General features: G+C 59.4%; 21 protein-coding genes. 15 read left to right on the top strand and 6 right to left on the bottom strand.

Translation table 11 applies throughout. The features are described 5' to 3' along the window. Positions 1-18: 18 nt before the first annotated feature. Positions 19-357: a VOC family protein gene (locus AB4K19_RS11230; RefSeq protein WP_436397591.1), complete on the bottom strand. Its 339-nt coding sequence runs from the start codon at positions 355-357 to the stop codon at positions 19-21. A gap of 156 nt (positions 358-513) precedes the next feature. Between AB4K19_RS11230 and AB4K19_RS11225 the strand changes: the two genes are divergently transcribed. Continuing rightward, positions 514-1,254: a YebC/PmpR family DNA-binding transcriptional regulator gene (locus AB4K19_RS11225; protein WP_375228452.1), complete on the top strand. Its 741-nt coding sequence runs from the start codon at positions 514-516 to the stop codon at positions 1,252-1,254. Between the two features lie 82 nt (positions 1,255-1,336). On the opposite strand, the gene AB4K19_RS11220 is transcribed toward AB4K19_RS11225, so the two are convergent. Together AB4K19_RS11220 and AB4K19_RS11215 are read right to left on the bottom strand one after the other, a co-directional pair. Then, complete coding sequence (locus tag AB4K19_RS11220) at positions 1,337-1,597, bottom strand: hypothetical protein (RefSeq protein ID WP_375228451.1); 261 nt, start codon at positions 1,595-1,597, stop codon at positions 1,337-1,339. A 114-nt stretch (positions 1,598-1,711) separates the two neighbouring features. After that, positions 1,712-2,593, bottom strand: a complete 882-nt coding sequence (locus tag AB4K19_RS11215; RefSeq protein ID WP_375228450.1) for a LysR family transcriptional regulator ArgP — start codon at positions 2,591-2,593, stop codon at positions 1,712-1,714. 87 nt (positions 2,594-2,680) lie between these two features. On the opposite strand from AB4K19_RS11215, the gene AB4K19_RS11210 reads away from it, so the two are divergent. From AB4K19_RS11210 to AB4K19_RS11185, 6 genes are all read left to right on the top strand, one after another. Beyond that, the gene (locus tag AB4K19_RS11210; protein WP_375228449.1) at positions 2,681-3,283 is read left to right on the top strand and encodes a LysE/ArgO family amino acid transporter; all 603 of its coding nucleotides are present in this window, start codon (positions 2,681-2,683) and stop codon (positions 3,281-3,283) included. Positions 3,284-3,322: 39 nt separating this feature from the next. Then, positions 3,323-4,228: a DMT family transporter gene (locus AB4K19_RS11205; protein WP_375228448.1), complete on the top strand. Its 906-nt coding sequence runs from the start codon at positions 3,323-3,325 to the stop codon at positions 4,226-4,228. A gap of 68 nt (positions 4,229-4,296) precedes the next feature. After that, entirely contained in the window at positions 4,297-4,872 is a 576-nt protein-coding gene (betI, locus tag AB4K19_RS11200; RefSeq protein ID WP_375228447.1) for a choline-binding transcriptional repressor BetI, read from the top strand. Continuing rightward, positions 4,869-6,377 carry a choline-sulfatase gene (gene betC, locus AB4K19_RS11195; RefSeq protein ID WP_436397590.1) on the top strand — a complete coding sequence of 503 codons (1,509 nt, stop codon included), beginning with the start codon at positions 4,869-4,871 and terminating at the stop codon, positions 6,375-6,377. The genes betI and betC overlap by 4 nt, the downstream gene beginning before the upstream one ends. Positions 6,378-6,491: 114 nt before the next feature. Then, the gene (gene betA / locus AB4K19_RS11190) at positions 6,492-8,150 is read left to right on the top strand and encodes a choline dehydrogenase (RefSeq protein WP_375230881.1); all 1,659 of its coding nucleotides are present in this window, start codon (positions 6,492-6,494) and stop codon (positions 8,148-8,150) included. Positions 8,151-8,238: 88 nt separating this feature from the next. Beyond that, positions 8,239-8,898: a thermonuclease family protein gene (locus tag AB4K19_RS11185; RefSeq protein ID WP_436397589.1), complete on the top strand. Its 660-nt coding sequence runs from the start codon at positions 8,239-8,241 to the stop codon at positions 8,896-8,898. 8 nt (positions 8,899-8,906) lie between these two features. Here the strand turns inward: AB4K19_RS11185 and AB4K19_RS11180 are convergent, their stop codons facing one another. Both AB4K19_RS11180 and AB4K19_RS11175 read right to left on the bottom strand, forming a co-directional pair. Continuing rightward, a complete protein-coding gene (locus tag AB4K19_RS11180) occupies positions 8,907-10,307 on the bottom strand; it encodes a helix-turn-helix domain-containing protein (RefSeq protein ID WP_375228445.1) in 1,401 nt (466 codons plus the stop codon). A gap of 116 nt (positions 10,308-10,423) precedes the next feature. Next, positions 10,424-11,644 carry a multidrug effflux MFS transporter gene (locus tag AB4K19_RS11175; protein WP_436399539.1) on the bottom strand — a complete coding sequence of 407 codons (1,221 nt, stop codon included), beginning with the start codon at positions 11,642-11,644 and terminating at the stop codon, positions 10,424-10,426. A 182-nt stretch (positions 11,645-11,826) separates the two neighbouring features. Between AB4K19_RS11175 and AB4K19_RS11170 the strand changes: the two genes are divergently transcribed. The 8 genes from AB4K19_RS11170 (at position 11,827) to AB4K19_RS11135 (ending at position 17,981) form a co-directional block, all read left to right on the top strand. Beyond that, a complete protein-coding gene (locus tag AB4K19_RS11170) occupies positions 11,827-13,359 on the top strand; it encodes an acyl-CoA carboxylase subunit beta (protein ID WP_375228444.1) in 1,533 nt (510 codons plus the stop codon). After that, positions 13,329-13,751, top strand: a complete 423-nt coding sequence (locus AB4K19_RS11165) for a RidA family protein (protein WP_375228443.1) — start codon at positions 13,329-13,331, stop codon at positions 13,749-13,751. Before AB4K19_RS11170 ends, AB4K19_RS11165 begins: the two co-directional genes overlap by 31 nt. Next, positions 13,748-14,146: a cupin domain-containing protein gene (locus AB4K19_RS11160; RefSeq protein ID WP_375228442.1), complete on the top strand. Its 399-nt coding sequence runs from the start codon at positions 13,748-13,750 to the stop codon at positions 14,144-14,146. Before AB4K19_RS11165 ends, AB4K19_RS11160 begins: the two co-directional genes overlap by 4 nt. After that, complete coding sequence (locus AB4K19_RS11155; RefSeq protein WP_375228441.1) at positions 14,143-14,532, top strand: DUF6497 family protein; 390 nt, start codon at positions 14,143-14,145, stop codon at positions 14,530-14,532. The genes AB4K19_RS11160 and AB4K19_RS11155 overlap by 4 nt, the downstream gene beginning before the upstream one ends. A 211-nt stretch (positions 14,533-14,743) precedes the next feature. Beyond that, on the top strand, positions 14,744-14,887 hold the full coding sequence (locus AB4K19_RS11150) for a hypothetical protein (RefSeq protein ID WP_375228440.1): 144 nt from the start codon (positions 14,744-14,746) through the stop codon (positions 14,885-14,887). 63 nt (positions 14,888-14,950) lie between these two features. Next, positions 14,951-15,307 carry a hypothetical protein gene (locus AB4K19_RS11145; RefSeq protein ID WP_375228439.1) on the top strand — a complete coding sequence of 119 codons (357 nt, stop codon included), beginning with the start codon at positions 14,951-14,953 and terminating at the stop codon, positions 15,305-15,307. Positions 15,308-15,608: 301 nt separating this feature from the next. Continuing rightward, positions 15,609-15,815 (top strand): hypothetical protein, encoded by a 207-nt coding sequence (locus AB4K19_RS11140; protein WP_375228438.1) that lies wholly within the window; start codon positions 15,609-15,611, stop codon positions 15,813-15,815. Between the two features lie 120 nt (positions 15,816-15,935). Continuing rightward, positions 15,936-17,981 (top strand): acetyl-CoA carboxylase biotin carboxylase subunit, encoded by a 2,046-nt coding sequence (locus tag AB4K19_RS11135; protein ID WP_436397586.1) that lies wholly within the window; start codon positions 15,936-15,938, stop codon positions 17,979-17,981. 57 nt (positions 17,982-18,038) lie between these two features. On the opposite strand, the gene AB4K19_RS11130 is transcribed toward AB4K19_RS11135, so the two are convergent. Next, positions 18,039-18,374 (bottom strand): DUF4174 domain-containing protein, encoded by a 336-nt coding sequence (locus AB4K19_RS11130; protein WP_375228435.1) that lies wholly within the window; start codon positions 18,372-18,374, stop codon positions 18,039-18,041. Between the last annotated feature and the right edge of the window lie 71 nt (positions 18,375-18,445).

Below are 18,445 nucleotides of genomic sequence, written 5' to 3'. Positions count from 1 at the left end.
TCCGGAAGGTTTGGGATGTCAGTCTTTCGCAGGAATTTCTGTGCCATACATCAGCAGACAGTTGTCCGGATCCCTGACGTGGAACTCCCGCTGGTTATAGGGCTGATCAAAAGGCGCGCGGACACGGTCCGCACCGAGGCTGTCGAGCCGGGGTCGCAGTGCGTCATAGACGTCGTTGACGTCGTCACAGTCCATATAAACCATCTGCGCGCCGATCTCGCAGTCAGGGGCCACTTCGAGCAACCTCAGCGCGCCGCCGGGGCAACGTACAAAGGCGTAGTTTTCCTGCTGAAACCCGCAGGTGAAGCCGAGAATGTCACAGTAAAAATTCAGGGCACCATCCAGATCATGGGTCATAACAAAGGGCGTTATCTGATGAATGCCGGCCATACGACAGATTAGCACGAAAACCCCTGGCCGGGAAACGGAATTGGCCCGTGCCGCGTGGTCTTGCTCCTCCGGCGGCTCCTGGACTATATGGAGCGGGACCGGAAAACAGCGATGGAATGATCAATGGCAGGCCACTCAAAATGGGCAAACATCCAGCACCGCAAGGGCCGTCAGGACAAGGTGCGTGCGAAGCTTTTCTCCAAGCTTTCCAAAGAGATTACCGTTGCCGCCAAGATGGGCGACCCCGACCCTGACAAAAACCCGCGTCTTCGGCTGGCCGTCAAGGAAGCGAAGTCACAGTCCATGCCCAAGGACAACATCGAGCGCGCGATCAACAAGGCGACCGGTGGTGACGGAGAGGATTACGAGGAAATCCGCTATGAGGGCTATGGCCCGAATGGCGTTGCCGTGATCGTTGAGGCAATGACCGACAACCGCAACCGCACCGCATCCACCGTCCGGTCTACTTTCACCAAGAACGGAGGGAACCTCGGAGAAACCGGTTCGGTGGGCTTTATGTTCGACCGCAAGGGTGAGGTGTCCTATCCGGCAGATGTCGGTGACGCGGACACTGTCATGATGGCGGCTATCGAAGCCGGTGCCGAGGATGTTGAAAGCTCGGACGAGGGGCACGTTATCTGGTGTGCTGACACAGACCTCAACGACGTGGCGACGGCACTTGAGGCGGATCTCGGGGAGAGCGAAAGCACCAAACTGGTCTGGAAGCCGACGACAACGACCGAGATGGATCTCGACGGTATGCAGAAGCTTATGCGGCTGATCGAAGCGCTCGAGGATGATGACGACGTACAGCGCGTGACTACGAACTTTGAGGCCACGGACGAGGTCATGGAGCAGCTCTGACCGCTCGGGTACTTTGGATATCACATCAAAAAAGCCGCCTGGAATTCCGGGCGGCTTTTTTTGAAGGCGAAGGGCAGAGGCCTCAGCGGGTGTGTTCACATCCGGCATTGAAAGAGAAGAAGGCCCTGGCCGTCTGAAAAAAACCTGCGGGCGTTTCTTCGCAGGCCGGGCCCGCGCGGTTCAGACGCTTCATCAGGTGCTTCAGGTCCGTCAGCTTTTTGCGCGCACCGCGCCCGCCAGCCTGGCTCTGGACCGAGAGAATTTTCTTTTGTGTATGCAGAGCAGACTCGATCAGTTCGATGTCCTTGGCAGTAAGGTCGATATTACGCAGGTTTTCCAACATGGCCGAGCATCCTTTTTACACTTCCCATCATATGGGGATTAAAAAGGTATACGCCAATCAGGCATGTTCAGATTTCTGTGAATAAAATTTTAGCAATAACAGTCATGTGATGATTTATTGCAGTCTGGCCGCCGCTGCGTCACGAATTGCGCTGTTCAGCGGCTGCAGTGCGGGCTTCATCAGGCGGCTGACCTGCCAGAAAAGGGGCACGTCGAGCGGGGCATCAGGTGCCAGCGCTACCAAGTCGCCGCTGGCCAGATGCGAGCAGACCAGGTCCTCAGGGTTCATGCCCCATCCTATTCCGGCCAGTGCCGCGTCGATAAAGGCGTGTGTCGACGCCATTCGGTGGGTCGGCGGCGAGAGCCGCTCGCCGGTCATCTGAGTGATCCAGCGATGCTGCAGACGGTCCTTTGCTGAAAAGGCCAGCACCGGTGCCGCGCTCAGCGTACCGGTGGTCAGTCCGTCAGGAAACCAGCGTCTCACAAAATCAGGGCTTGCCGTCGCAATATAGCGCAGCGCTCCAAGCGCGGTGGAATCGCAGCCCGGCACAGGGCCGGGATGACCGGACACAGCTGCACTCACGTCTCCACGTCGGAGCCAGTCTGCGGCGTGATCCTGATCATCGATGACCAGATCCCACAGTACGCCGTCGACCCTCGAAAGAGCCGGAACCAGCCACGTTGCAAGGCTGTCCGCATTGACGGCAAGCCGGACAACGGGCTGCTCCGTCCCGGTTTTCCCGGGGCTCAGCTGTGAGAGGACCCGGGCCTGCAGCAGCGCCACGTCTTCGGCGTGACGCACAAGCCGTGCCCCGGCCCTGGTCGCCGTACAGGGCTGTCCGCGGATGATCAGCGCGGTGCCGGCCTGTTCCTCAAGCGCTTTGATGCGCTGGGATACAGCCGAAGGCGTCACGCCGAGAGTTGCAGCGGCCAGGTCAAAACTGCCGTGTCTGACAATGGCGGCGAGCGCAGAAAGATGAGCGGGATCGAAATACATTAGATTTTCTGATTTGAGTTAAGCCAGTTTAATTTGATTTACCCTCGTGCCGCAACCTATTCAAAGGCAACTGATCTGGGACCTTCCATGCTTTCAAATTTTCTGCCCGGCTATTTTCTGAGCCTTTCGCTGATTGTTGCCATTGGTGCGCAGAACGCCTTCGTGCTGCGCCAGGGCTTGCGGCGGTCCCACGTATTCTGGGTTTGTCTGACCTGTGGCGTTTCCGATGCGCTGCTGATCACAGCGGGCGTGGCGGGTTTCGGGACCCTCGCCACCAGAGTGCCGTGGTTTGAGCCGCTGATGCGCTTTGGCGGTGCTGCATTTCTCATCTGGTATGGCTGGCGGAACGCCGTTTCTGCATGGCGCGGCGGGCAGACACTCGACACTGGCCCGGGTCAGACTGTGCAGCCGCTGGGCCGCACGTTGTTCACACTCCTCGCGCTGACCTGGCTCAATCCGCATGTCTATCTTGATACAGTTGTATTGCTGGGATCGATTTCTGCACAATACGACGACCGTTTGCTGTTCGGGGCCGGTGCAGTTGTGGGCAGCATCTCGTTCTTTTTCGCGCTGGGGTATGGCGCGCGGATGCTGGCGCCTCTTTTTGCCCGTCCACGCAGCTGGCAGGTTCTCGACGGGCTGATCGCGGCCACCATGTGGGCCATTGCTGCGGGGTTGCTTCTGTCATAACCCCTTGCGGTTGTGCGTCAAACCTTGTCTGTCTGGCGCATGGTCACGCAAACACCCCAGCGTCCGGTCGCCGGCATCTTCTGGATGCTCGTTACAGGGCTTTGTTTTATCGCTGTTACAGCGCTCGTGAAGTATATCGGCCCAAGGCTGCCCCCGGTCGAGATGGCCTTTCTGCGGTATCTGCTTGGCCTGGTGTTTCTGCTGCCGGCCCTCGGTGCCCTGTGTGAAGCAAGGCTCTCGCCGCGTCAGTGGCGTCTTTTCACGCTGCGCGGCGTGATGCACGGGTTGGGGGTCATGCTGTGGTTTTATGCCATGGTACGCATTCCGATCGCGGATGTGACGGCGATGAACTACCTCGCCCCTGTTTATGTGACAATCGGTGCCGCGCTGTTCCTGGGCGAACGGCTGGCGTTCCGGCGCATCGCGGCGGTTGCCGCCGCGCTGATCGGGGCCCTGATTATTCTGCGGCCCGGATTTCGCGAAGTCAGCACAGGTCATCTTGCGATGCTGGGCGCAGCACTTGCATTCGGCGGATCCTATCTGTCGGCCAAGGTGATGGCGGATGAGGTCAAACCGTCTGTGGTTGTGGCCATGCTGTCGATTTTTGTGACCATCGTGCTGGCTCCCTTTGCGCTGATAGAATGGGTAACGCCAACGCTAATGGATCTTGTACTGCTGTTCGCCGTGGCGTGTTTTGCCGTTGGCGGGCACTACACAATGACCCTCGCGTTTGCCGCAGCACCACTGACTGTAACGCAGCCGGTAACCTTCACCCAGCTGGTCTGGGCCGTGCTGTTGGGAGCGCTGGTATTCGACGAGTCCGTCGATGTCTGGGTGGTCACCGGCGGTATCGTCATTCTCGCATCCGTTGTCTTTATTACGTGGCGGGAGGCCGCTGTAAAACGTCAGGGAACGACACCTGTGGTGAATGCCACCAAGGTTTGATTTTTATTGATTGACGAGTCAATCAAAAAACCTGTAACGCCGGAATACAGTCTCCCGGGGGAACAGTTATGCCGAAAACCGGAATGGAACCGATACGCCGCACAGCGCTTGTCGAGGCAACGATTGCCGAGATTGGCGCGCGCGGCTCACTTGATGTCACTGTCGGGCAGATTGCCCGCCGCGCGGGCATGTCGACCGCCCTGGCGCACCATTATTTCGGTGGTAAGGACCAGATTTTTCTTGCCGCCATGCAGCAGATCCTGCGCGATTTCGGCGCTGAAGTACGACGTGTGCTGAAAGCTGCGGAAACGCCGCATGCGCGGGCCGTCGCGCTGATTGATGCCAGTTTTGCGCCATCGTGTTTTGCACCGGCAACCATCAGCGCATGGATGACGCTCTATGCGCAGGCGCAGACAAACCCGGAAACACTGCGTTTGCTGCGGCTGTACCAGGCGCGTCTCAGGTCCAATCTGATCCACGCACTCCGACCGCTGAGCGCCCAGCCGGAAGCCCACGCAGAACTCATCGGCGCCCTGATTGACGGGCTGTATCTGCGCGCCGCCCTGTCGCGCTCAAGCAGTGCGGCGGCCGCACGTGATGCTGCCCGCGCAGCGCTGGAAACTCTGATCGGGAGTGGAAAATGACCAGACCCAACATACTCATTCTCATGGTTGACCAGCTCAACGGTACTCTGTTTCCGGACGGGCCTGCGGAATGGCTGCATGCGCCGAACCTCAAAAAACTCGCAGCTAGGTCGACCCGGTTTCGCAATGCCTATACCGCCAGTCCGCTTTGCGCGCCGGGCCGGGCGGCGTTTATGTCGGGGCAACTGCCGTCTGCAACCGGCGTTTACGACAACGCCGCGGAGTTCTGCTCCTCGATCCCGACTTATGCGCACCATCTGCGTCGAGCGGGCTATCAGACCTGCCTGAGCGGTAAGATGCATTTTGTGGGTCCGGATCAGCTGCATGGTTTCGAAGAGCGTCTGACGACAGATATCTACCCTGCTGACTTCGGCTGGACCCCGGATTACCGCAAACCCGGCGAACGCATCGACTGGTGGTACCACAACATGGGGTCGGTCACGGGGGCAGGTGTCGCCGAAATTTCCAATCAGATGGAATATGATGACGAGGTGGCCTTTAATGCGACGCGCAAACTTTATGACCTGTCGCGCGGCGCGGACGCCCGGCCCTGGTGCCTGACGGTCAGTTTCACACACCCTCACGACCCGTATGTGGCGCGCAAAAAATACTGGGATTTCTATGAGGACTGCGCGCATCTGGAGCCGCAGGTCCCGGCTTTGCCCTACGACGAACAGGACAACCATTCAAAGCGGATCTTTGATGCCAACGACTGGCGCAGTTTTGACATCACGCGAGAGGACATCCGCCGGTCGCGACAGGCCTATTTCGCGAACATCAGCTATCTGGATGACAAAGTCGGAAAGATTCTGCAGACGCTGGAAGACACGCGTCAGGAGGCAATCATTCTCTTTGTGTCTGATCACGGGGATATGCTGGGGGAACGTGGCCTCTGGTTCAAAATGTCCTTTTATGAAGGTTCCTCGCGTGTTCCTCTGATGATCTCGGCGCCGCAGATGGCACCCGGCCTGCAGACCACGCCGGTGTCCAACATTGATGTCTGCCCGACGCTCTGTGATCTGGCGGGCGTGTCGATGGATGAGGTGATGGACTGGACCACAGGTGTCTCGCTGGTGCCGATGGGGCAGGGGGTGGAGCGCACTGAACCTGTCGCCATGGAGTACGCGGCCGAGGCGTCTTATGCGCCGATGGTGTCGCTGCGGTATGGCCGCTGGAAATACAACCGCTGTGCGCTGGACCCGGATCAGCTTTTTGATCTGGAGGCAGACCCGCATGAACTGACAAACCTCGCGGATGCGCCTGAACATCAGGGCACGCTGCGGAGCCTGCGCGCCAAATCCGAAGCCCGCTGGGACCTCGACGCGTATGACGCGGATGTGCGCAAAAGCCAGGCCCGCCGGTGGGTGGTGTATGAGGCGCTGCGCGAAGGGGGGTATTACCCCTGGGACTACCAGCCGCTGCGCGATGCCTCAGAGCAATACATGCGAAACCACATGGACCTGAATGTGCTCGAAGAGAACAAGCGGTTCCCGCGCGGCGAATGATTTTCACAGCAACAAACGGTCACGCAGACGGCTGACGTGATCCGAAGGCGCGCTGACGCGCACACGATTGGCCTGGCGCCTGCGGCGCGGCAAAGACGGAACGACGGAATGACGATGGAAGCGGATTTTGTAATTGTTGGTGCCGGCAGTGCCGGCTGTGCGATGGCGTACCGGCTGAGCGAGGCGGGCGCATCGGTGATCGTGATCGAGTTTGGCGGGACCGATATGGGGCCGTTCATCCAGATGCCGGCGGCTCTGTCTTATCCGATGAACATGAAGCGCTATGACTGGGGGTACACGTCCGAGCCGGAGCCGCATCTTGGCGGGCGTCGCCTCGCCTGCCCGCGGGGCAAGGTGGTTGGTGGGTCGTCCAGTATCAATGGCATGGTTTATGTCCGCGGGCACGCGATGGACTTTGATCACTGGGCCGAAGAAGGCGCTGACGGATGGTCCTATGCGGACGTGCTGCCTTACTACCGCCGGATGGAAACCTGGCACGATGGCGGGCACGGGGGCGACGCGGCGTGGCGCGGCACGGACGGACCGCTGCATGTCACCCGGGGGCCGCGCCGCAATCCGCTGTTTCAGGCCTTTGTCGAGGCGGGGTCTCAGGCGGGATATCAGGTCACCGGTGATTACAATGGCCGGCAACAGGAAGGCTTCGGGCCGATGGAGCAGACGGTCTGGAACGGACGCCGCTGGTCTGCGGCGAATGCGTATCTGCATCCTGCACTGAAACGACCGAACTGTACGCTGGTGCGGGGTCTTGCCGAGAAAGTCGAGATCAGCGAGGGGCGCGCCACCGGTGTGCGCATCCGGCGGGGCGCGCAGTCTGAGGTCATCCGCGCCCGGCGTGAGGTCGTGCTGGCCGCATCCTCGATCAATTCGCCCAAACTCCTCATGCTGTCAGGGATCGGCCCGGCACAGCATCTGGGAGAACACGGTATCTCTGTTGTCGCGGATCGGGCGGGCGTGGGTCAGAACCTGCAGGACCACTTGGAGATGTACATCCAGATCGCCGCAAGCCAGCCGATCACGCTGTATAAGCACTGGAACCTCGTCTCCAAGGCCGTAATCGGGGCGCAGTGGCTTTTCACCAGGACGGGCCTCGGCGCATCCAACCAGTTTGAAAGTGCCGCGTTCATCCGCTCGCGGGCCGGCATTCCGTACCCTGATATCCAATACCACTTTTTGCCGATGGCGGTGCGGTATGATGGTCAGGCAGCCGCCGAAGGTCACGGGTTTCAGGCACACACCGGGCCGATGCGTTCGCCATCACGCGGCGCGGTCACTCTGCGGTCTGCAGACCCGGAGGAAGCGCCGCGGATATTCTTTAACTACATGTCGACCGACCAGGACTGGGAAGATTTCCGCCGCTGTATCCGCCTGACCCGGGAGATCTTTGCGCAGGAAGCGTTCCGGCCGTTTGCGAAACACGAAATCCAGCCCGGTTCAGCCGCACAGACTGATGACGAACTGGATGATGTGATCCGGGAGCATGCAGAGAGCGCCTATCACCCCTGTGGCACCTGCCGTATGGGGCAACCGGACGACCCGCGGTCGGTGGTCGACCCGCAGGCGCGCGTGATCGGTGTTGACGGGCTGCGGGTGGCGGACAGCAGCATTTTCCCGCGGATCACAAACGGCAACCTTAACGCACCCTCCATCATGACCGGCGAAAAAGTGTCTGACCTGCTGCTTGGCCGTGACCCGCTTGCCCGCGCAAATGATGTCCCGTGGGTGCATCCGGAGTGGCAAACCGCACAACGCTGACAGCCCCAAAACTGCGCTGCGTTAACCGGTCCCGGCGAAGAGAGTTGAGACAAAGGCACTCTGCGCCCATATTGAAGCTGTGGGTAGAGTGGTTTTTCTTATGCTCGCAACCGTTCTGGCGGTTGCGGTGAGCAGTGCATTTGCATTGGCTGGTGTGACCGGGGAGGTGCGCGTCATTGATGGCGACACGCTCGATGTTGGTGACACACGCGTGCGCCTGCATGGCATTGATGCGCCGGAACAGGACCAGACCTGCAAAACCGAACAGGGCCAGCGCTGGAACTGTGGCGCCTGGGTCAGCGACACGGTGCGGGACCGTTATGCCGGCGAAATGGCTGACTGTGAGGAAACAGACCGCGACCGCTATGGCCGTGTTGTCGCTGTTTGTTTTGTTGATGGTACGGATATTGGTGAAGCGCTTGTACGTGACGGGCTCGCCTTCGCTTTCAGGCGCTATTCCATGGATTATGACCTGGCGGAGAAGAGCGCAGCAGTGCGGGATGCAGGGCTGCATGCCAGCCGCGTACAGTCACCGTCGCAGTTCCGCGAAACGCGCGCTGTGGGGCGTATCCCGCCGGACCGCAAATGCCGGATCAAAGGGAATATATCAGCTTCCGGCGTCCGTATTTTCCACGTGCCGGGCCAGCAGCATTATGAACGTACCGGGATCAGGGCGGAACGCGGCGAACGCTGGTTCTGTTCTGCGGATGATGCCATCCGTGCGGGCTGGCGCGCCGCGCGCCGTTGAGCTTGTTGCTACCCTACCCGGTACGGCAGGACACCGCGCTGGTTGGGATCGACAATCAGCTGACGTTCCAGCGGCGGAACGGCCCGCTGGTGGCAATTTGTCCGTTCGCAGATCCGGCAGGAAATGCCGATCGGTTCAAAGGCGGCGTCGCGACCTGTGTCCATACCATCCGCATAAACCAGTGCGTCGGCATGCCGGACCTCGCACCCCAGCGCGATCGCGTATCGCCGGACCGGCGCGCCGAAACGACCGGCGTGTTTTGAAACATCGCGCGCAAGGCTGATGTAGCGTACACCGTCGGGCGTTTCTGCAAGCTGGCGCAGAAACTGACCCGGCAGTTCGAATGCGCGGTGTACATTCCAGAGAGGGCAGGCCCCACCAAACCGGGCAAACTGCAGCCGTGTTGCTGAATGCCGTTTTGTGATCGTGCCCGCCTGGTCCACCCTGACAAAAAAGAACGGAATGCCCTTGGCGCCTGGGCGCTGCAGGGTGGAAAGACGATGTGCTACCTGCTCGACGGAAGCCCCGAAGTGTCCGGCGAGCACTTCCAGGTCGTGACGACACTCCCGCGCGACCCGCTGAAACGCGCCGTAGGGCATCAGGGCGGCACCCGCAAAGTAATTTGCGAGACCAATCTTGGCGATAGCCCGCGCTTCGCGTGTGTGGAATTTCGCCAGATCAAGGGTCGCCTCGAGAAGTGCGTCCTGTTTGACCAGCGCAACCTGCAGCAACAGCTGGAAGGTCTGACTTTCCGGCGGGGCCCGGCGCGACAGCGTCAGTACACCGGTTTCCTCGTCAAATGAGCGCAGCTGATCGGTATCCGCAAACTCCACGGTAACGCCGCTGTTGCCGAGCGTCGCAACGGCAGCGACCCGGATGCTGCGGTGGTGACCTTCTTTGCCGCTGAAGTTCTCGGCGGCGCGATCAACTGCGTCAATGTAGTTGTCACAGTAGTGGAAAAAGTCGCGGACTTCTTCCCAGGGGCTTGGTGTGGCGCGGGCATCTTCGCGGCCCAGAGCTTCGTCCAGCGAAGCCAGCCTTTCCTGCATCTGGCGGTAACTGCGGTGCAGTTCCAGAAACGCATGAGCAAACCCCGGCGCATTCGATGCAGCCAGCCGCAGATCTGCCAGCGGCGGGGGCGCATCTGCAAACAGGGGATCAGCCACGGCTTCGCGCATATCACTGACCAGGCGCTCGCTGTCCCCTTCGCTGAGTTCGGTGACGTCCAGCCCGAATTCCTGCGCCAGCGAAAGGACAACCGTCGTGGACACCGGCCGGTTGTTGTTTTCCATCTGGTTGAGATAGGGCAGCGACACTCCAAGCCGCGCAGCAAAGTCTTTTTGGGTGTGTCCGATGCGGGTCCGGACTTCGCGCAGCTTTGCGCCGGCATAGAGTTTCTGGGTGGCCATTCTGGCGGCTTTCCGTTTCAGAGTTTGCAGCTTTGCAGATTCGCCCACGCTAGCTTTGCAAACCCACTCGGGCAAGGTCGCGCAACATGGTTAATGATGCACTAACGCCCGAGCCGTCAGGCAGCGTTTCCCAGTCTTTTTTCCCGGGCATAGACAGCAAGAATGGAGGCCACCGCGGCCAGAGCAGTACCACACATAATATACAGCAGCGGCATCGCGCCGGTTTCCGGACCCAGAAGGGCGCCGGCCAGCGCGCTCAGCGCGGCCCCGCCGCCAATCATGATCGCGCCGCCAAGTCCCGATGCGGTGCCCGCCAGATGAGGTCGGACAGACAGCATGCCAGCGGTTGCATTCGGAATAACCAGCCCGTTGCCGAGGCCAACAAATGTCATAAGGCCAAAGAAGCTCAGCGGGCTGCCCTGGCCTGCCAGAAAGATGGACATCGACAGCAGGGTTCCGGTTGCGTTGATCAGGCATCCAACGAGTACGAGACGGTTGAGCCCCACTTTCTGTGCGAGCATCCCGGTGAACATGTTGCCGAAGAAATAGCCGATTGCCGGGGCTCCGAAGAAGACGCCGACCCAGAAAGGCGAGAGCCCGAAGACAACGGATCCGACAAAAGGCCCCCCGCCCAGATAAGCGAAGAAGGCACCGGAGCAGAAACCGGCCGCAAGGGAATACCCCCAGAAGCGGGGCGACATGAGCAGTTCGGGGTATTCTGCAAACTGCTGCAAAAGAGTTTTACCGCTCGCCTGAGCTGTTTCACCCTGGTCCGCCCAGGCGAGCCAGAGGGTCAGGGCACCCAACAGAAAAAGCGCCCAGAAGTTGGCCTTCCAGCCAAACAGCTCATCCAGAACGCCGCCAAGCATCGGGCTGATCATGGGCACGATCGCCATACCCATCGTCACATAGCCGATCATCGATGCCGCGCGGTCCTGGTCGAACATATCGCGCACAGCGGCGCGGCTCAGAACCATTGATGTTGCTACCACCGCCTGACACATGCGGAAAAACAGGAACGTCTCGACAGTCGGGGCGAATATGCAGCCCAGCGTCGCCAGCAAAAAGACGCCCAGACCTGCAAGGATCACAGGGCGTCTGCCAAACTTGTCGGATACTGGGCCGATAAAGATCTGCAAAATGCCGCTGATCCCAAGATACAGCGCGACAGACAGCTGCATGACGCTGTAATCTGTCTGAAAATGCTCTGTCATTTTCGGAAGGCTTGGCAGAAACATATTCATGACAATCGCGGACATCCCTGCAAGAAGGATCAGTGTCGCGATATGTGGAGGGGTCGTCCGGTCAAGAAACCGGATCACAGGCTCTTTCTGCATCCAGGAAACGTAGGCATCACAATTGATGTTGTCCACGCATACCAGCCATGCGCTTAATGCATATTTGCTGATTTGCGATTTGCATCATGCATGATGGAAAGACTTTGCAAATTTGCGAGATTCCGCTTCGGTTGTCCCTCTGCCTTGTTTACAGTGCCGCCAGTCACAGCAGGGGACAGGCAATGAAAGACATTCTGGGTCAACTCGAAGAGCGCCGCGAGGCAGCACGTCTTGGTGGCGGGCAAAAACGAATAGACGCGCAGCACGGGCGCGGCAAGCTGACTGCGCGCGAACGTGTGGAACTGCTGCTCGACGAAGGCAGTTTTGAAGAATTCGACATGTTTGTTACGCACCGCTGCACAGAATTTGGCATGGAAAACCAGAAGCCGGCCGGTGACGGTGTGGTCGCCGGCTGGGGCACGATCAATGGCCGGCTCGTGTATGTGTTCAGTCAGGACTTTACCGTTCTGGGGGGCTCTGTGTCGGAAACGCATGCCCGGAAAATCTGCAAGATCATGGACATGGCCGTACAGAATGGCGCGCCGATCATCGGGATCAACGACTCCGGCGGTGCGCGCATCCAGGAGGGCGTGGATTCCCTTGCCGGATATGGTGAGGTGTTCCAGCGCAATATCACGGCCTCCGGCGTTGTGCCGCAGATCAGCGTCATCATGGGGCCGTGCGCCGGCGGTGCCGTGTACTCTCCTGCCATGACCGACTTTATCTTTATGGTCAAAGACAGCTCTTACATGTTTGTGACGGGTCCTGACGTTGTGAAGACTGTTACCAACGAGCAGGTTACAGCCGAAGAACTTGGCGGCGCGGGAACGCATACGAAAAAGTCTTCTGTCGCGGATGCGGCTTTTGAAAACGATGTGGAAGCCCTGGCCGAAGTGCGCAGGCTGGTCGATTTCCTGCCGTCCAATAACCGTGAAAAACCGCCCGTCCGGCCGTTTTTCGACGCACCGGATCGCATTGAGCCATCGCTGGATACGCTTGTGCCGGACAATCCGAATACGCCTTACGACATGAAAGAGCTGATCCTGAAGCTCGCGGACGAAGGCGATTTTTATGAAATTCAGGAGGAGTTCGCCAGGAATATAGTCACCGGGTTCATCCGTCTTGAGGGGCGCACCGTCGGTGTCGTGGCGAACCAGCCTATGGTTCTGGCGGGCTGCCTCGACATTGACAGCTCGCGCAAGGCTGCCCGCTTTGTCCGTTTCTGTGACGCCTTTGAAATCCCGATCCTGACATTGATTGATGTGCCGGGCTTCCTGCCGGGCACGAGCCAGGAATATGGTGGCGTCATCAAGCACGGCGCCAAACTGCTCTATGCCTATGGTGAAGCAACGGTGCCGATGGTCACTGTTATTACCCGCAAGGCCTATGGCGGTGCATATGTTGTGATGTCGTCCAAGCATCTGCGGTCGGACTTCAATTACGCCTGGCCGACAGCCGAAATCGCGGTGATGGGTGCCAAGGGCGCGACCGAGATCATTCACCGAGCAGATCTGGGGGATGCGGACAAAATTGCAAAACACACCGCAGATTATGAAGAGCGGTTTGCAAACCCGTTTGTCGCTGCAGAACGCGGCTTTGTGGATGAGGTGATCATGCCGCGCACTACACGCAAACGGATTGCGCGGGCCTTTGCGTCGTTGCGGAATAAGCAGACGCAGCTTCCGTGGAAAAAACACGACAATATTCCGCTGTGACCGAGTTCCACAACATATCGGATGCGCCCGAGCATGTGGCTCCTTTTTCACACGCGGTGGAAGCGGATGGCTGGGTCATTCTGACAGGCCAGATGCCAACGGTTCCGGGGGCGCCGGATGCCCCCCTTGCCGAAGGCGTCGCTGCACAGACGCGCCAGGTGATGGAAAACCTCGAAACCGTGTTGAAAGGCCTTGGCCTTGATCTCAGCGACGTTGTTCAGTGTCGCTGTTTTCTGACTGAATTCGAACGGGATTATGCTGCATTCAATGAATGCTACCGCAGCTTCTTCCCGGCTGACCGCCTGCCTGCGCGTACAACAGTGGGTGTCACGGCGCTGGCTGTGGGCGCTCTGGTCGAGATCGACTGTGTCGCACGACGGAGACAGGCATGACGCGGTTGTGGAAAAACCAGGCCTTTACGATTGCGCATGCTGACAACGGGCAGTTCGAAGGCGCCGGCCTGCGCCCGTTTTTTGAATACCGCGACCTTGGTATCAGCAAGGCAACCGCGGGCGCTTACGGCGCGCATGTGATCCGCGCGGTGCCTGGCATGGAAAGCCCGGCCGCCTGGCACAGTCATGACCTTGATTTTCAGATGGTTTACGTGACCCGTGGGTGGGTTGTCTTTGAATATGAAGACAGTGGTGAACAGGTGCTGCGCGAAGGCTCCTGCGTTCTTCAGCCGCCGGGCATCCGGCACCGTGAGGTCCGCCATTCTGACGATCTTGAGCTGATTGAGATAACTTCTCCGGCGGAATTCGACACCAAAGATGAGGCAGCTCCATGAGCCTGTTGCGTCCACAGATGCCGGAAACCGGTCAGCATGCGTACGGTGTCTCGGAAAGGTTGCCGTCCGGCCAGACCGCAGAGCTTTTCGAGGTGCTGACGGATCAGGTTGGTGATGATGCGTGGCTGCGGTTCCGGTTTCATGCGCCGTCTATTTCGCGGGAGCATGGAACTGTCAGTTTTGCCGAAGTAGAGGCAGATTTCGAACATCTGTGCACGAATATAGCGCTGCCCTACATGGCCCACCATCAGCTGAAAACAGACGTTGTCTCGATCGCGCTGCTGGATCAGCCGGCCCCATTTGGCGCGACGGATGAAAGTGTGACCCAGTTTGTGGACGCGTTTCGCGTATCAACCGGAGCGTGTGTCTGGGAGGACCCCTGGTGACATATCTGATGAACCAGAAACGGAGGGTGTCGTCGGGAGAGGTTGAGTCTTTCCGGCCACATTTCCGCCGGTGTGTTCGCGCTGCATATCATTTGCCGGCGCGTTGCAGTATCGTGTCGGGTGGGCGTATGGGACATGCGCCCGGCAGTAAAAGCTGGCCCGACTTTATTGTAATGCGGGCACAGCGCAGCAAACCATACAGGAGACAGAGATGTCGAAGAGCATCAGAATACTGGCAGTTCTCTGTGCTGCAGCCTTCGTGGCCGCATGTGCACAGGAGCAGGAAGAGGAATTCGTCGTGGTGGACCCTGAGCCCATCTCGACCGAGCCGACATACACCGGCAAATACAAATAAACAGATCACAGGGCAGGCCTGCGGGCCTGTGCCTGACCCGGTTTCGGCGGATGGGGTGCTATCATGCTGAAACACAGGGGCTTTCCCGGCCGGCTGGCCGGTACGGATTACCAGTTCACCCTCAGACGTTTTAATCCGCGCGGCGTCACGCGGCTGGTGGCCCGTGAACGCTTCCGTGACCGGAAACCGGCGGACCGGCGGGCAGATGCTGCCTTTTTTCAGGCGCTCTGGGAGCATTTCGGAGACGCGCCGTTCGAGCGCGGTAATCTGGATGCGGGCCGTTTGTCCTGGCTTTTCGGGCGCGAAGTTATCCCTGCGGAGGATCCTTTTGATCCTGAGAGTTATGAGGCGCTGCTGGTGATCGATCCAGCCGTTGCGCGCGTGAGTTTCCCAGAAGCATTTGACGGAGGATCGGCATGATTTTGCCAACCGGTTCGGTCAATGGGCGGGACATGGCTCATTCCGTAAGGCGCGGACTGAGTGCCTTGAGCGATTCAACCACTGCGCGTACTGGTGGTCTATCGGCCGCAAGCGAGTATCCCCGCAGCGCGGCTGTGTACAAACTTCGTACCCCTTCCCCTGGCGGACAGTGCGGCGCTAAGCGCCCTATACTGTCCGCCTTTTTCACGCGGGGGCCAGGGTATCACAATCCTGTGTTGCGGGAACCCGAGCAGCGCTCCGGCGTTTATCTGTCGGAGCGAGAGATAAAAGGAGCACAATCATGCCCATCAGAGCGTTCATTCTTTCCATTGCGGCCTGCGCGTCGCTTGCAGCCTGTGGTCAGAGCCTGGGCGACCAGGCAATCGGCGGTGGCGCAATCGGCGCAGGTGCGGCGGTTATCGCCGGCCACAGCGCGCTGCAGGGTGCGGCCATCGGTGCCGCAGGCAATATCGCTTACTGCCAGCTCAACCCGGGCAAGTGTTACTGATCCTTCAGCAACGCTGACAACGTATTCTGACAAGCCGCGCGTGTCCGACACGTGCGGCTTTTTCGTGCCTGAAACCCAGGCCCGGACCAACTTCTCTGCACAATCGAAAAGGGACATCTGATGTTCAAAAAGATCCTGATTGCCAACCGGGGTGAAATCGCCTGTCGTGTTATCAAATCTGCCCGCAAGATGGGTATCACCACGGTTGCGGTCTATTCAGACGCCGACAAACAGGCGCTGCATGTGCAGATGGCTGACGAGGCGGTCCATATCGGCCCGCCGCCTGCCAATCAGTCCTACATCGTGATCGACAAGGTGATGCAGGCCATCAAAGACAGCGGTGCTGAGGCAGTGCATCCCGGTTACGGTTTCCTGTCTGAGAACGCGAAATTTGCCGAAGCGCTTGAGGCCGCAGGAGTTGCTTTCGTCGGGCCGCCCAAGGGTGCAATTGAAAAGATGGGTGACAAGATCACCTCGAAAAAGATCGCTCAGGACGCAGGTGTTTCAACAGTTCCGGGATATATGGGGCTGATTGAGGACGCGGAAGAGGCAGTGAAAATCTCCGGCGAGATCGGCTATCCGGTGATGCTCAAGGCCTCCGCCGGTGGTGGCGGCAAGGGTATGCGGATCGCCTGGAACGACGACGAGGCCCGCGAAGGGTTTCAGTCTTCCAAAAACGAGGCAGCAAACTCTTTTGGCGATGACCGGATTTTCATCGAGAAATTCGTCACGCAACCGCGCCATATCGAAATCCAGGTGCTGTGCGACGCGCATGGCAATGGCATCTATCTCGGCGAGCGGGAATGCTCGATCCAGCGCCGGAACCAGAAAGTGGTCGAAGAAGCGCCGAGCCCCTTCCTCGATGAAGCAACGCGCAAAGCGATGGGTGAGCAGGCGGTCGCGCTCGCACAGGCTGTGGGCTACACCAGCGCGGGAACGGTCGAATTCATCGTTGATGGCGACAAGAATTTCTACTTCCTTGAGATGAACACCCGCCTTCAGGTGGAGCACCCGGTGACTGAACTGATCACCGGCGTGGACCTGGTGGAACAGATGATCCGCGTGGCCAATGGTCAAAAGCTCTCGATCACGCAGGATGATGTGACCCTGACCGGGTGGGCGATTGAAAACCGTCTTTATGCCGAAGATCCCTATCGCGGGTTTCTGCCGTCCATCGGCAGGCTGACGCGCTACCGTCCGCCGGCCGAAGTTGCCGCCGGACCGCTGCTGGAGCAGGGCACATGGCAGGGGGATGCGCCTGCGGGCGACATGGCCGTGCGCAATGATACCGGTGTCTATGAAGGCGGCGAGATCAGCATGTATTATGACCCGATGATCGCCAAGCTCTGCACCTGGGCACCAACGCGTGCCGAGGCGATTGAAAAGATGCGTGTGGCGCTCGACAGCTTCGAGGTTGAGGGGATTGGTCACAACCTGCCGTTTTTGTCAGCCGTGATGGATCACCCGAAATTCGTGTCAGGCGATATGACAACGGCGTTTATTGCGGAGGAGTACCCTGACGGCTTTGAGGGCGTCGATCTGCCGGAGAATGAGCTGCGCCGTATCGCGGCAGCCTGCGCCGCGATGCACCGTGTTGCTGAGGTGCGCCGGGCGCGCGTTTCGGGCCGGATGGATAATCATGAGCGCAAGGTCGGGGATGACTGGAACGTGCGCCTCAGCGGGCAGGCCTTTGACGTGGTGATCGACGCGCACGCTGACGGATCCACGGTCCGTTTCGATGATGGCAGTGAACTGCGCGTATCCGGTGACTGGACGCCGGGCGATCAGCTGGCCGAGATGACAGTGGACGACCGTCCGCTGGTGCTGAAGGTGGGCAAGATTAGCGGCGGTTTCCGTGTCCGGACCAGAGGAGCCGAGATGAAGGTACATGTCCGCACCCCGCGTCAGGCCGAGCTGGCCCGCCGGATGCCGGAAAAAGTGCCGCCCGATACGTCCAAAATGCTGCTCTGCCCGATGCCGGGGCTGGTTGTGACCGTGAATGTTGCCGTCGGTGACGAGGTGCAGGAAGGTCAGGCGCTGTGCACGATCGAGGCCATGAAGATGGAGAATATCCTGCGTGCTGAGCGCAAGGGCGTTGTGTCAAAGGTCAATGCCGGTGCCGGAGACAGCCTTGCAGTGGACGACGTCATCATGGAGTTCGAATAAACCTGAGATGACGGAGATATGCCGCATATCCCCATGCGTGCCCGCCCGGGAAGAAGGTCATCGGATCTCTTCCTTGCGGGCACGGATTTCACGCTGCCGCATGGGCATTTTGTCGATGCTGCGCGAGATTTCCCGGACGTCCCAGGGGAAGGGTTTGCGCAGTTTGACACCGCCGTCCTTGCCGAGGATTGCCAGCATAAACCCGCGTGGCCGGAGTTTCCGCCGGATATCTGACAGAACACCTGGGTTTGTATCCGTAATCACAACGACATCGCGTTCGCGCAGTGCATCCTCGCGGGCGCGCAACAACTCCAGCTGTTCCACGAAAGCAGGATCGTTTTCGGAATCCGCAAAAACGACGACGGGCCGGTTCTTCCACTTAAATTGGTTCAAATTGACTTCATCCATTGTGAAAAACAGCGGATTCCCAGGGGATTCCCCGTTCGCCGAAAGTGGACCCGAAA

This window comes from Roseobacter phycocola (genome assembly GCF_042055075.2).
Taxonomy (GTDB): domain Bacteria; phylum Pseudomonadota; class Alphaproteobacteria; order Rhodobacterales; family Rhodobacteraceae; genus Roseobacter.
This window is presented reverse-complemented; position numbering and strand designations above follow the sequence as displayed.